Genomic DNA, 12,229 nt, shown 5'->3' on the forward strand with positions numbered 1-12,229 from the left:
ACGGCCCCCGCGAGCGCGACACCGTAGACGGTGATTATTTGACCCGAGACCGCGCCAGTAGCGGGTATGCCACCGAGCGATCCGACCGAGAACGCCGTCGCGGACAGACACGCGGACGCCGTCGCCGTCGTCACCGGCTCCACCCGAGGGATCGGCGAGGGCGTCGCCCGTCGCTTCGCCGCCGAGGGCGCTTCGGTCGTCGTGACCGGCCGCTCCGCCGACCGCGGCGAGGCCGTCGTCGACGAGATCGAGGCAGCGGGCGGCGACGCGACGTTCGTCCGCGCGGACATGCGCGAGCCCGCGGAGATCGAGGCGCTCGTCGACCACGCCGTCGCGGAGCACGGGCGGATCGACGTGCTGGTGAACAACGCGGGCGTGCAGACGGAGACGACCGCGAGCGAGGCGACGCTGGACGACTGGGAGTTCGTCGTCGAGACCGACTTCCGGTCGTTCTGGCTCTGCGCGAAACACGCGGCCGAGCACATGCCGGCGGGCGGGACGATCCTCAACACCTCCTCGAACCACGCGTTCCTCACGATGCCGGGGCTGTTCCCCTACAACGCGGTCAAGGCCGGGATCAACGGGATGACCCGCGCGCTCGCGCTGGAACTCGGCCCCGACGGGATCACGGTGAACACGATCAACCCCGGTTGGATCGAGATCGAACGCACCCGGGAGGAGCTGGGCGACGACTACGAGTACACGGAGGCGATCCACCCGGTCGGTCGCCTCGGGACGCCGTCCGACGTGGCCGGGGTCGCCGCGTTCCTCGCGAGCGACGACGCGAGCTTCGTCACCGGCGAGAGCCTCCTCGTCGACGGCGGCCGTTCGCAGGTGATGCAAGATAACGTCTACCGCGACTACCGCCGGAACGCGTCGGCCGCCCGCGACTGAAGGCGCGCGGCTTCCGCCTCGGGTCTGCGCGGCTCGACGGAAGCCCGCCGACCGTGATCCGTGTCCCAATTCAATACACATACGATATCTGTCTATTCGATCTACTTACCCGTATTTAGAAACGACTACTCGGATCGGTTACCGAGTCCCGCCCCGCGATCGCGGTCGAGTCCCTCCCGTTGCGAACGAATCGAGTTATCCGTCGTTTAGTACACCCACGACGCTTTTATCGGGTTTTCGTGGCAGCACCTCCGACGACCGATCTGTCTCGGTCCTCGGATCCGGAAGCCGCGCCTCTGGCGGAGTGTTGGCCCCTTATCCGTGGAAAACGCGAATACGGCGGTTGCGACGAGATACAGCGGTGCGGGGCGCCGCGATTCGTTTCCGGCCCCGGGAGGAGCGAACTTTTCTGCTTGTAATATCGATAGTTCATAATAACGCTTTTTTTATCATATCTGCCGCCGCGCGTCCGATCTCGGTCGCGACCGCGCCGCTACGCGTCCTCCGTAGCCGGCGATCCGGTCGCGTCGCCCACGGTCGCGGTGAAGCCGACGTCGCGAAGCCGCTCGACGAGCGGGTGACCGATCCCCGACGCGGGCGTCAGGACGCCCCCGTCGACCGGGGAGTCGGTCTCGCCGCGGACGAGGCAGACCGCGGCCTCGCCGAGCATGCGCGCGGTGGCGCCGTAGCCGGGGTCGCGGTCGGCGCCGAACGCGGCCTCGACGGTGAACCGCCCCTCAGGCGCGGTGCCGCGTCCGAGGATCCGGACCGTGAAGTGGCCGTTCTCGACCTGCTCGTCGCTCGGGCCCTCCCCCGGATCCGGGAAGACGTACCGACGGAGCCCCTCCCGCACCGGGCCGATCGACATCCCGGCCGCGAACAGCCCGAGCCCGGCGGTGACGAGCGTCGCGCCGGCCGCGCCACGGAGCCCGCGTCCCGTGGGGACGACCTCCGTACACCGGAACTCGCGCCCCCACGGGTACCCGAGGAGCGCGTTGCTCCGCCGGACGATCCGCTCGTTGGCCGCCGCCATCGGCGACGGCGCCGTCCACTCTCCCCGGAGCGCGTCTCGCCGCGGGCGCCGCTGGACGCCCGGGTCGACGCCGCTCCGTTCGCCGGGCGGCGCCAGCGAGTACGGGTTCCGCAGCGCCTCCCGCGCGAGCGGGTCGCTCGCCGCCGCCTCGAACAGCTCGGCGACGCTGGCGAGGGTCCCGCCGCTGACGCCGCCGCTCCCCTCGTCGAGGGAGATCCGGACCGCGTCGCACGGCGCGCCGTGCTCCTCGAGCGCGAACGACTGGACGAGGAGCGTGCCCAGATCGGCGGGCACGGAGTCGAAGCCGCAGCTGTGAACGATCCGCGTGTCGGCGTCGGCCGCGGCGTCGTGGTAGCGGTCGACCGTCTCGCGCACCCAGTTGATCTCCCCGGTCAGGTCGCAGTAGTCGGTCTCGGCGTCGACACAGGCCTCGACCAGCGGGGTGCCGTACGCCGTGTACGGCCCGACGGTGGTGCAGACGACCCGGGCGTCGCGCGCTATCGTCCGGAGGCTCTCCGGGTCCGTCGCGTCACCGACCACGACGGGGAGGGCGTCGTCGCGGCGGCGAGCGAGCTCGCTCGCGAGGGCGTCGAGCTTGGCTTCGTCCCGCCCGCCGAGCGCGATGGAGAGGTCGGCGGGCGCGTACTGTCCGGTGAGGTACTCGGCGACGAAGCGTCCCGCGACGCCCGTGGCTCCCCACACGACGAGGTCGTACGTTCGGTCGGTGTCCGGCACGTCTCCGGTCTCACCCGCCGAGCAGTAAAAATGGCCTCCCGCGCTCGAAGCGAGCGCTCCCGTCTCTGGCGTAGTATTGCTATATTTGAACAATAGCGTCTGATCGTGGCGTCGGTCGGGCTCCTCGATGGAAATTTCGGGGGCCCGCGTGCGGGGATCGGTTGGGAGAGAGGGACCGGTCGGGCGAAGGGAATCGGACGAGGTGGAGAGGGACCGGTCGGGCGAAGGGAATCGGACGAGGTGGAGAGGGACCGGTCGGGCGGGGAGGGGCGGGCGACGGCGCTAGCCTTCGACGGCCGGCGACGAGGTCTCGGCCCGCTCGTACTTGTCCTCGAACTCCTGAATGAGCTGACCCATCTTCGCGTACCAGTCGTTGAGCATGCGCTGCATGTCGTCGGCGACCTTCTCCGGGTCGGTCGGCCTGTAGACGTGGTAGTACCCCCCCTGATCGTAGTTCACCTGCTCCTTCTGGAGGAACCCCGCCTGCAGGAGTCGTTGGACGGCGCGGTACGCGGTCGACCGCTCTCGGTCGACCTCGTCGGCGATCTCGTCTATCGTCAGCGGTGCCTCGGCCCGGACGAGCTCCTGAAAGATCTGTTTGTCGAGCTGTTTGAGCCCGTGGAAGCACTCGAGGAGCCCCTCGCACACCATGTCCTGCTGGAGTTGTTCGGACATCGAATCTGGCATCGTATTAGCTGAACAGACGCACTGATCAATTAAAAGACTTGTGTATGTATTGTACAATTTCGCTCCGAGCCGGTCGGGTAGCGACGCGGCGACGGGACCCACCGGCGCGCCGGTCGGCACCGCGGACGTGGCGACTCGACGCCGACGGCGAGGAGTCAGTCCGCCGTCGTCGTCTGCCGACTCTGCGCCGTCCGCAGCGAGACGACGGACGTGTAGAGGATCGCGGCGGCGACGACGACCGCGGCGCCGATCACGAGGAACAGGCCCACCGTCTCCAGGGTCGGGCTCCCGATGTACGAACCCACCTCACCGATGCCGACCGCGATGGCGCCGACGAGCAGCATGCCGCCGAAGTACACCTTGATGCCGTCGGAGTCGACGACGGCGGTCGCGGCGGAGCCGACGCGGGCGCCGAGGGCGCTCCCGAACAGCAGCGGGACGACGATTCCGAGGTCGACGCCGCCGCCCTGTCCGTAGAGGTAGCTCCCGAGGCCGCCCGAGAAGACGATCTCGAAGAGGTCCGTACCGACGGCGACGGGCACCGGGACGCCGATCGCGTAGATCATAGCGGGCATCCGGATGAACCCGCCGCCGACCCCGAGGAAGCCCGAGAGGAGCCCGGTCGCGAAGGCGACCGCGGTGATGACCCACGCGGAGACGCGGACGTCGCCGCGCAGCGTCACCATCGGCGGGATCCGGACCGTCCGCTGGATCTTCTTCGCCGTTTCGGGGATCTCGTACTCGTCGAGGCTCTTGTCGGCGGCCTCGTGGTCGATGCCGCCGTCCTCGCCGTTCAGGGCGTCACGAGTGACCATCGCTCCGACGCCGCCGAGCAGGACGACGTACGCGACGCTGATGATCGCGCCGGCGAGGCCGATCGATTGGAGGTAGTAGACGCTCGCGCGCCCGACCTCGATACCGATCGTCGTCCCGGTGATCATGATCGCGCCGAGCTTGTAGTCGACCTGCCCGAGGTCGTGGTGTTTCAGCGTCGCGATGACGGCCGTCCCGAAGACGAACGCCATCCCGCTCCCGACCGCGACCGACGGCTCGTAGTCGAGCATCAGCAGCGCCGGCGTGACGAGGAACGACCCGCCCATGCCGAAGAACCCGAACAGCACGCCGACGACGAGGCCGAACCCGACGAAAAGCGCCAGCATCTCCGGGGTCGCGTCGAGGATCCCGAACCCGCTGCCGATCAGGTCGAGCGCGCTACTGACCACTCCCATCACCCCCGATCAACAGGCGCATCAGGTGCGGAGCCACGAGCCGTTCGAGCCCGGCGTATCCCACGTACAGGACGATCGCCTCGACCAAGATCGTTCCGATGAGTAGGGCCGTCTCCGGGTCCCACGTCGGAATCTCCAGTCCGGACATCAGTTCTCCCTCCGATATCGCAGCACGGTAATTCGCAGTTGGTACATTTCTGCTCACTCTCCTCTACCGGACACGGTCGTATAACAGTTTTGAATATACCACACAATACTATATTTCGGTGGCCTCTCCGGAACTATCGATAACTTATGGAGGGGTTACGGCCGCATCCTCCTCCCGATAGACCGTTCGTTCACTCGTCGGGTGACGCCCGACTCTCGCGCGGGTATTGACGGACGGATATCAAAGCGCGGGGGTATCGAAATGCGAGTGTCAGACGGCCGCGCGCGATCGCGACCCTCAAACGGGATGTTCATCGGACGTGACGGAAAATAGGTCGACGAACCCGACGCGATCGCGAACCCCTCGCGGCGACGCGGTGCGTCAGCGACAGCCGGCAGCGACGCGGTGCGTCAGCGACCGCTCACGGTGACGTGGTGCGTCAGCGACAGCCGGCAGCGACGCGGTGAGTCAGCGACAGCCGGCAGCGACGAGGTCGTTCGGTGGACGGAAAAAGAGTGTTCGGAAGCGGTGCGACCGCGGTTCAGTCGGCGGTCGCCGGCGCGGAGTCGGACGCCGCCGTCCGGCTCCGCCAGTACCCCTGGAGGTACGCGCCGACGAACATGCCGCCGAGCGCCCAGAGGATGGTGACGTTGCCGACGCCGAGGCTGGCGTAGGCCGCGCCGGGGCAGATGCCCGAGAGGCCCCAGCCGACGCCGAAGACGGCGCCGCCGATGACGACGTTGCGGTCGAAGGGTTTCAGCCGCCGTTCGTACCGGTCGCCGGTCAGCGGCGCGGCGTCGCGGACCCGCGGCATCACCGCGAAGGCGACGCCGGAGACGACGGCCGCGCCGAACATCACGAACAGCAGTCCGAAGTCCTCGAACGTGAGGAAGTTCAGCACGACCTCCGGCCGCGCCATCTGGCTGAACCCGAGTCCGAACCCGAAGATCAGACCGCCGACGAGGATCAGCGGCATGAAGAGTGGGTGCCGATCCGCCATCTACGGACTCACCCCCAGCGCCGCGACGAGCTGCGCGGTCCCGATCGCGACCGCCAGGAACGTCGCCACGCCGACGAGCGACGTCTTCGACGCCGACCCGACGCCGCAGACGCCGTGCCCGGACGTGCACCCCTTTCCGATCCGGGTGCCGATCCCGACGAGAATCCCGCCGACGAACAGCCGCCACGGCTGGACGTCGGTCAGCCACAGGGTCACGCCGGCGAGCTCGTAGGTCCGCCCGGTGGTTCCGGGCTGATAGAGCGACGTCGTGACGACGCCGGACTGGACCGTCGCCGCGAAGACCGCGGCACCGAGGATGATGCCGAGCGTGAAGACGACGCGCCAGTCGCGAGAGCTCACGTACCGCTGGAACCGCGACTGGTCCGACACGTACGACAGCGTCGACTCGAGGAACGTGCTCGCGCCGGCCGCGATCCCCGTCCCGACGTATATCACGACCGCACCGAGGCCGACGAGCAGTCCGCCGACCGCGTAGCGACTGATCCCGTTCGGGAACAGCTCGGCGGCCGTCTGCGCGACGAGTGGGTCAGGCATCGATGGCGGTCTCAGTCACCCGCGAGCGACTCCTGGCTCGCGGCGCAGTTGTTCGGCCCGAGTTCGAGGGTGAACGCCTCGTCGTCGTCGATGGCGTTCTGCCCGAGGTTCGTCGCGATGATGTCCTCGTAGTTGGCCGGCCGCGGCGGCATGTCGGAGAGGATGAGCTCGACGAACGCGTCCTCGTCCATCGTGAGCGCGTCCATCTCCTCGACGAGGTCGCCGACGGGCGCGGTGTAGGTGCCGTCGGCGGCGGGCTCGGCGGCGTCGCTGAAGTGAGCGCCCCCGATCAGCGTGTCGTCGGGGAGCGTCAGGACGCGCTCCTGGAGCGACTCGTAGAGCATCCGGGCCGCGTCCGGCGCGCCGTCGTCGCCCTCCTCGAGGTCGGGGCGCGCGACGCTCTCGATGAACAGCCCGTCGCCGGTCGCGAGCAGGCTCTCGTCGACGAGGTAGGAAGTCATCCCGGTCGTGTGGCCGGGCGTGGCGACGGTCTCGATCGTCGCGTCGCCGACCTCGAAGACGTCGCCGTCCTCGGCCGTGGTCAGCTCGTCGGCGTAGGTGACGCCGCGGTCGACCGCGGCCGCGGGGATGACGCCCTCGACGCCCGCGTCGTCGAGGTTACGCACGCCCGAGATGTGGTCGGCGTGGATGTGCGTGTCCAGCGCGTACCGCAGGTCGACGCCGAGCTCCTCGGCGTCGTCGAGGTAGCGGTCGGTGAACGCGCGCAGCGGGTCGATAATCGCGGCCTCGCCGCCGTCGTAGAGCAGGTACCCGAGACAACCCGACGAGGGACGCTGGTACTGCAGCAGCGTGCCCGCGCCGTCGTACTCGGTCACCTCGACGGCCTCGTAGATGCTGGCCCAGCCGTTCATCCCCTCTTCGAGGTGATTGACGTCGTAGCCGCGCTCCGCGAGCGTCCCCGCGACGTACTCGCTGGCGCCGCCCTTCGCGCACAGGACGGTCACCTCGCGGTCCTCGGGGATCCGTTCGAGGACGTCCTCGTCGATCTCGTCGTCGAGGAACTCGAAGTACGGGACGTTGATCGAGGTGACGTTCTCGCCGTCGATGCGCCACTCCCCGTAGTCCGAGCTCATCCGCGTATCGAGGAGCGTGATGTCCTCGCCCGCGTCGATGCGATCCTTCAGCGTCTCCGGTACGATTGTCTCGACTTCGACATCCGGCGTCGGGAAATCTTCGGCGTCCATGTTGTACACCCCATCGTACCGGTTGGGCATACAAAAGAGTTCGCATAGTAATTCAATAAGTACACAATATAGGTTCGAGCAAGCGGAGCTTATTATACGCTTCATACGAGAAGAATGCCTCTCATGGGCGTATACCGAACGTCCCGGCGAAAGCGGTTATTCACGTCACACCCAAGAAACAACATTCTTTTAACCATGGCCGAGATATTGTGTGATAGCTCCAATACAGACCAACGGAGCAGATAACCAATGAGTGCTGAATACGATATCGCGGAGACGCTCGACGTGAAAGGTGCATCGTGTCCCATGCCGGTCGTGAAGACGAAGGGTGCAATCGACGACCTGGCGGCAGGCGAGATCCTCGAAGTGCTGGCGACCGACCCGGGAAGCATGAGCGACATCGACGGGTGGGCGTCGGGGACCGCCGGGGTCGAGCTCGTCGATCAGGTGGAAGGCGACGACGTGTTCACCCACTACGTCCGCAAAATGGAGTGACGATGAGTACAGACACACCGCCCTCGGACGGGTCCGACGCGTCGTCGGGTGACGCGCCCTCCCGCGCGGAGCTGGCCGCGCGCGTGGACGAGCTGGAGGCGGCGCTCAGCGAGGCCACCGACGAGGACGGCCCGAAGAAGATGAGCATCATCGCGACGAAGGGGTCCCTCGACATGGCGTACCCGCCGCTCATTCTCGCCAGCACCGCCGCCGCCTTCGGCTACGAGGTGACGGTCTTCCACACGTTCTGGGGACTTGACATCCTGCATAAGGAGCGGTCGAAGAACCTCAAGATGAGCTCCGTCGGCAACCCCAACATGCCGGTCCCGAACGTCGTCGGCGCGCTCCCCGGGATGGACCGCGTGACGACGCGGATGATGGAAAAGCGGATCGAGGACAACGACACCGCCTCGGTCCAAGAGCTCTTGGAGACGAGCCTCGACATGGGCGTCGAGTTCCAGGCCTGTCAGATGACCATCGACCTGATGGACTACGACGAAGACGACTTCTACGACGGCGTCACCACGGGCGTCGGCGCCGCGACGGCCCTGCAGGACATGGCCGAGGCCGACATCCAGCTTCTGGTCTGATCCGGCGACGGACGCATTCCCGGTCGACCGCGAGCCTCGAACGGCTCGGTGGGTTCGTGTTTCGATTCTCGGCGATATTCCGTCGCAGTCGCCGTGACGGAGAACGTTTCAAAAAACCTCAACCACTCGTTTATAAATAACCGTCGCTCAAATCTATTTAAATAGCGTATCGCCGTCGATCGCGGCTGTTCCCGTTCGGCCGCGACGGTCGGCGCGAGTCGCGCGCGACGTCAGCGTCCGTCGTCGTCGGCGCGCTCCCGACCGATCGCCTTGGAGATGGCGAGCACGTAGCCCAGCCCGTACTGGACCTCGGGGTCGCGGATGCTCCGCGCCAGCCCGAGCGCGCCGACCGGTTCGGGATCGCTCCGGTGGGCGGCGCCGACCCCTTCGAGCATCGTCTTCACGCCGTCGCGCGCGTCGTCGTCCGCGGCCGTCTGTGCGACCTCCCCGAGCGCGGCGCCGGTGCCGGCTAAGGACGTGACCATCTCGTCGTCGAGCGCGGCGGTCGCCAGCGAGCCGACCTCCGCGATCTCGGCCAGCTCGTCCAGCGTCCCGCTCCGCTGGAGGGTGAGCACGGTGTCGAGCGCCTCCCGCAGCTCGTCGCCGTTCTCGCCGACCGTCTCGGCCAGCGCGACCGTCTCGTCGGTCGCGATCCCGTCCGCCGATTCTGCGAGCGTCGACCCCGTGGCCGAGAGCTCGCGGACCATCCCGTCGTCGAGCGCGTTCTCGCCCAGCGAGAGCACGTCGAGCAGCTCGTTGACCGCGTCGAGCCGCTCGACGAACTCGGCGACGGCCTCCGGGTTCCGCTCGATCGCCGCCTCGAGGTCGCTCTGCTCGGAGACGCCTTCCCCGGACATGGTCAGAGCAGCCCCCGTGCGGTGAGCCAGTACGACTCGTTGTACGCCAGCTTCGACCAGTGCAGCTTCTGCGACGGCGGCGCGGGCGACGGTGGGTTCTCGTAGTCGAACTCGACGTACGACGCGGCGTCCATCCCCGTCTCGATGAAGCAGAGGGTCTTCCCGTCGTACCTCGCCGTCGCCGGCCGCCCGCGGATCTCGCTGGCGAGCCGCTGCCCGACGACCCCGGCCTGGTAGTGGGCCACGCTGCCCGCGTTGGGAACGCCGGTGGCCGCGGTGTCACCGAGCGCGTAGACGTCGTCCGCGGCCTCGGCCTCGAGGGTGTGCTTGTTCACGTCGACCCAGCCGTTGTCGCCGAGCCCCGCCTCCTCGATCAGGTCGATGCCGCCGTGCGGCGGGATCGTCACGAGGAGGTCGTAGTCGAGCTCCGTCCCCTCCATCGACGTGATCGTCTCCGCGTCGGCGTCGACCGACTCGGCGTTGAAGAACGTCTCGACGTTGATGTCGCGCTCGTCCATGATCGGCTTCGCCCACTCGGCGATGTGGGGGTTGCCGTGGACGCGCTGGATCGGGTAGGTGTACGTGATGTCGACGTCCTCGCGGAGCCCGCGCTGGCGGAACCAGTCGTCGGCCATGAAGACGAACTCGAGGGGCGCGGCGGGACACATATGGGGCGTGCCGATGACGCTCAACACGAGCTCGCCCTCGGTGAACTCCAGCAGCTCCTCCTGAAGGTCGGTCGCGCCCGACTCGCTGTAGTAGTCGTGGCCGCCCTCCGCGAGGCCGGGGATCCGCTCGGGCTCCAGCGTCGACCCCGTCGCCAGCACGAGGCGGTCGTAGTCGACGGCGGGGCCGTCGCTGAACTGAAGCCGCTTGGCCTCGGTGTCGATGTCGGTCACGCGGTCGATCCGGAGGTCGACCGCGTCGTCGACGAGCTCGTCGAGGCGACGTCGACCGTCCGCCGGTTCGCGCTGGCCGAACGGCACGTACAGCCACACCGGCTTATAAACGTGGTCCGGGCCGTCGTTGACGAGGGTGACCTCCACGTCGCCGGCGTCGAGCTCCGGTTCGAGCCGGTCGGCCAGGTCGTTCGCGAGGACCGATCCGCCGGTCCCGCCGCCGACGATGACGACGCGTTCCGTCATGCTTTCTCCACGAAGAACGCGGTGTGGTCGTCGTGCTCTTCGACCTCGAGCAGCTCGTTCCCCGCCTCCTCGGCCCACTCGGGGACGTCGGTGCGCGACTGCTCGTTGTCGCTCAGCAGCCGGATCACCGCGCCGGAGTCGGCGCTCCGGATCGCTCCGATGAGGTCCATCAGCGGACCGGGGCAGGCGGCGCCTCTGGCGTCGACGGTCGTGTCGGGTTCGATGTCTGTCATGGGCGTCTCACAGGTACCGGTTACACCCGCTCGGCTTTAGTATTGTGTATACATTCCAAGAGTGTGAAAATCAACGAAACCGCGCGCGGTCGAGCGGAGGCCACCCGACTACGGTCGCGCCGGGCGGACCGTCACTGCGGGACCGCGGAGGCCCACGCCGACGGGAGCCGCGCGTAGACGAGGGCGTTGCCCGCGAGCGCGTCGATCGGCACGTACTCGTCGGCCGCGTGGACGGTGTCGGTCCCGAGCGCGAACTCGACGGTCGGGATCCCGGCGTTCCGGAGCGTCTTCGCGTCGCCGCCGCCGGTCGCGCTCCGCTTGAAGACGCGGTCGCCCGTGACTTCGGTCGCCGTCGACGCCACGGCCTCGACGAGCGGGCTGTCGGGCGCCTCCGCGGTGCCGACGCTCCACGAGACGTCGGTGAGCGAGATGCCCTCGCAGTCGGCGACGCAGGCCCGGATCCGCGAGAGCACGTCCCGCGTCCGAACCCCGGCGGTCAGCCGGATGTCGACCTCGGCGCGGGCCGACACCGGGACGCTGTTCACCGCGTCGCCGCCCTCGAGGACGCCGAGGTTGATCGACGGATATCGGAACAGCTCCCGGGCGGTCTCCTCGCCCATCGCCGGGGCGTAGTACTCGACCGACTCCTCGACGATCGGCTCCACGTCGGCGCCGATGTCGAGCCGCTCGGACCCGAAGCGGTCGCGCAGCGTCTCGACGGCGTCGTAGAGGCGGTCGATCGCGTTGACGCCGAGCGCCGGCCGCGAGCCGTGGGCCCCCTCGCCGGTCGCCTCGAGCGTCAGCCAGATGCTGCCGCGGTCGGCGATCGTGACGGAGTGGCGGCCCGCCTCGCAGGTGGGCTCGCCGATCACGCAGGCGTCCGCGTCGAGCCGACCCGCCTCCAGGAGCGCGGGCAGCCCCGCGTCGCCGCCGACCTCCTCGTCGCTCACGAACGCGAACAGCAGGTCGACCGGCGGCTCGGTGTCGGTCGCCGCGAACGCCCGGATCGCGAACAGCAACGAGGCCACGGCGCCCTTCATGTCGGTCGCGCCGCGCCCGTAGACGCGGTCGCCGACGCGCTCGCCGAGCGGATCGTGCGTCCACGCCTCGGCGTCGAACGGCACGGTGTCGAGGTGCCCGTTGTACAGCAGGGTCCGGTCCGATTCCCCGGGAATCCGAACCAGGAGGTTCGGCTTCGCCGGATCGACCGCGACGCGCTCGACCGCGACCGGGAGCGGGTCGAGGAACCGCTCGACCGCGTCGACGATCTCGCGCGTGTCGCCCGGCGGGTTCGACGTGTCGATCGCGAGGAGGTCGAGGGCGAGGTCGGTCAGCTCCTCGCGGTGGTCCCGGACGTACTCGGCGGGGACCGCGTCGCTCATCTGCCACCGCGCCCGCGAGTTGGTTCGGATCCGTTCATGGG

14 protein-coding genes are annotated in these 12,229 nt (G+C 68.3%); 3 read left to right on the plus strand and 11 right to left on the minus strand.

Annotated features, from left to right (window positions below; genetic code table 11):
• Positions 1-66: 66 nt before the first annotated feature.
• The gene (locus tag Hrr1229_RS10860; RefSeq protein WP_123112881.1) at positions 67-894 is read left to right on the plus strand and encodes an SDR family NAD(P)-dependent oxidoreductase; all 828 of its coding nucleotides are present in this window, start codon (positions 67-69) and stop codon (positions 892-894) included.
• 493 nt (positions 895-1,387) lie between these two features.
• Here Hrr1229_RS10860 and Hrr1229_RS10865 read toward each other — a convergent pair whose 3' ends face one another.
• From Hrr1229_RS10865 to Hrr1229_RS10895, 7 genes are all read right to left on the minus strand, one after another.
• Positions 1,388-2,662, minus strand: coding sequence for a saccharopine dehydrogenase NADP-binding domain-containing protein (locus Hrr1229_RS10865; RefSeq protein ID WP_123112880.1), 1,275 nt, complete (start codon positions 2,660-2,662; stop codon positions 1,388-1,390).
• A gap of 282 nt (positions 2,663-2,944) precedes the next feature.
• Complete coding sequence (locus Hrr1229_RS10870; protein WP_123112879.1) at positions 2,945-3,349, minus strand: helix-turn-helix domain-containing protein; 405 nt, start codon at positions 3,347-3,349, stop codon at positions 2,945-2,947.
• Positions 3,350-3,504: 155 nt separating this feature from the next.
• Entirely contained in the window at positions 3,505-4,509 is a 1,005-nt protein-coding gene (locus Hrr1229_RS10875) for a sulfite exporter TauE/SafE family protein (RefSeq protein WP_255212587.1), read from the minus strand.
• Positions 4,510-4,561: 52 nt separating this feature from the next.
• On the minus strand, positions 4,562-4,726 hold the full coding sequence (locus Hrr1229_RS10880; protein WP_176329404.1) for a hypothetical protein: 165 nt from the start codon (positions 4,724-4,726) through the stop codon (positions 4,562-4,564).
• Positions 4,727-5,267: 541 nt separating this feature from the next.
• The gene (locus Hrr1229_RS10885; protein WP_123112877.1) at positions 5,268-5,726 is read right to left on the minus strand and encodes a YeeE/YedE family protein; all 459 of its coding nucleotides are present in this window, start codon (positions 5,724-5,726) and stop codon (positions 5,268-5,270) included.
• On the minus strand, positions 5,727-6,281 hold the full coding sequence (locus Hrr1229_RS10890; protein ID WP_123112876.1) for a YeeE/YedE family protein: 555 nt from the start codon (positions 6,279-6,281) through the stop codon (positions 5,727-5,729).
• 11 nt (positions 6,282-6,292) lie between these two features.
• Positions 6,293-7,486, minus strand: coding sequence for an MBL fold metallo-hydrolase (locus tag Hrr1229_RS10895; RefSeq protein WP_123114851.1), 1,194 nt, complete (start codon positions 7,484-7,486; stop codon positions 6,293-6,295).
• A 249-nt stretch (positions 7,487-7,735) separates the two neighbouring features.
• Between Hrr1229_RS10895 and Hrr1229_RS10900 the strand changes: the two genes are divergently transcribed.
• Together Hrr1229_RS10900 and Hrr1229_RS10905 are read left to right on the plus strand one after the other, a co-directional pair.
• The gene (locus Hrr1229_RS10900) at positions 7,736-7,981 is read left to right on the plus strand and encodes a sulfurtransferase TusA family protein (RefSeq protein WP_123112875.1); all 246 of its coding nucleotides are present in this window, start codon (positions 7,736-7,738) and stop codon (positions 7,979-7,981) included.
• Positions 7,982-7,983: 2 nt separating this feature from the next.
• The gene (locus tag Hrr1229_RS10905; protein WP_123114850.1) at positions 7,984-8,571 is read left to right on the plus strand and encodes a DsrE/DsrF/DrsH-like family protein; all 588 of its coding nucleotides are present in this window, start codon (positions 7,984-7,986) and stop codon (positions 8,569-8,571) included.
• 230 nt (positions 8,572-8,801) lie between these two features.
• Here the strand turns inward: Hrr1229_RS10905 and Hrr1229_RS10910 are convergent, their stop codons facing one another.
• The 4 genes from Hrr1229_RS10910 to Hrr1229_RS10925 all read right to left on the minus strand — a co-directional run bounded on the left by Hrr1229_RS10910 (position 8,802) and on the right by Hrr1229_RS10925 (position 12,188).
• Positions 8,802-9,428 (minus strand): DUF1641 domain-containing protein, encoded by a 627-nt coding sequence (locus tag Hrr1229_RS10910; RefSeq protein WP_123112874.1) that lies wholly within the window; start codon positions 9,426-9,428, stop codon positions 8,802-8,804.
• 2 nt (positions 9,429-9,430) lie between these two features.
• Positions 9,431-10,573 (minus strand): FAD/NAD(P)-binding oxidoreductase, encoded by a 1,143-nt coding sequence (locus Hrr1229_RS10915; protein WP_123112873.1) that lies wholly within the window; start codon positions 10,571-10,573, stop codon positions 9,431-9,433.
• The gene (locus Hrr1229_RS10920; protein WP_123112872.1) at positions 10,570-10,806 is read right to left on the minus strand and encodes a sulfurtransferase TusA family protein; all 237 of its coding nucleotides are present in this window, start codon (positions 10,804-10,806) and stop codon (positions 10,570-10,572) included. The genes Hrr1229_RS10915 and Hrr1229_RS10920 overlap by 4 nt, the downstream gene beginning before the upstream one ends.
• Positions 10,807-10,937: 131 nt before the next feature.
• On the minus strand, positions 10,938-12,188 hold the full coding sequence (locus Hrr1229_RS10925; protein ID WP_123112871.1) for an ArgE/DapE family deacylase: 1,251 nt from the start codon (positions 12,186-12,188) through the stop codon (positions 10,938-10,940).
• Positions 12,189-12,229: the final 41 nt, after the last annotated feature.

It is taken from the genome of Halorubrum sp. CBA1229, assembly GCF_003721435.2.
Lineage (GTDB): Archaea > Halobacteriota > Halobacteria > Halobacteriales > Haloferacaceae > Halorubrum.

Coding starts and splice junctions, on each gene's coding strand:
- Hrr1229_RS10905 (WP_123114850.1), top strand. CDS start 7,984: ATGAGTACAGACACACCGCCCTCGGACGGGTCCGACGCGTCGTCGGGT.
- Hrr1229_RS10895 (WP_123114851.1), bottom strand. CDS start 7,486: ATGGACGCCGAAGATTTCCCGACGCCGGATGTCGAAGTCGAGACAATC.
- Hrr1229_RS10900 (WP_123112875.1), top strand. CDS start 7,736: ATGAGTGCTGAATACGATATCGCGGAGACGCTCGACGTGAAAGGTGCA.
- Hrr1229_RS10915 (WP_123112873.1), bottom strand. CDS start 10,573: ATGACGGAACGCGTCGTCATCGTCGGCGGCGGGACCGGCGGATCGGTC.
- Hrr1229_RS10910 (WP_123112874.1), bottom strand. CDS start 9,428: ATGTCCGGGGAAGGCGTCTCCGAGCAGAGCGACCTCGAGGCGGCGATC.
- Hrr1229_RS10870 (WP_123112879.1), bottom strand. CDS start 3,349: ATGCCAGATTCGATGTCCGAACAACTCCAGCAGGACATGGTGTGCGAG.
- Hrr1229_RS10875 (WP_255212587.1), bottom strand. CDS start 4,509: ATGCTGGCGCTTTTCGTCGGGTTCGGCCTCGTCGTCGGCGTGCTGTTC.
- Hrr1229_RS10860 (WP_123112881.1), top strand. CDS start 67: ATGCCACCGAGCGATCCGACCGAGAACGCCGTCGCGGACAGACACGCG.
- Hrr1229_RS10890 (WP_123112876.1), bottom strand. CDS start 6,281: ATGCCTGACCCACTCGTCGCGCAGACGGCCGCCGAGCTGTTCCCGAAC.
- Hrr1229_RS10885 (WP_123112877.1), bottom strand. CDS start 5,726: ATGGCGGATCGGCACCCACTCTTCATGCCGCTGATCCTCGTCGGCGGT.
- Hrr1229_RS10925 (WP_123112871.1), bottom strand. CDS start 12,188: ATGAGCGACGCGGTCCCCGCCGAGTACGTCCGGGACCACCGCGAGGAG.
- Hrr1229_RS10880 (WP_176329404.1), bottom strand. CDS start 4,726: ATGTCCGGACTGGAGATTCCGACGTGGGACCCGGAGACGGCCCTACTC.
- Hrr1229_RS10920 (WP_123112872.1), bottom strand. CDS start 10,806: ATGACAGACATCGAACCCGACACGACCGTCGACGCCAGAGGCGCCGCC.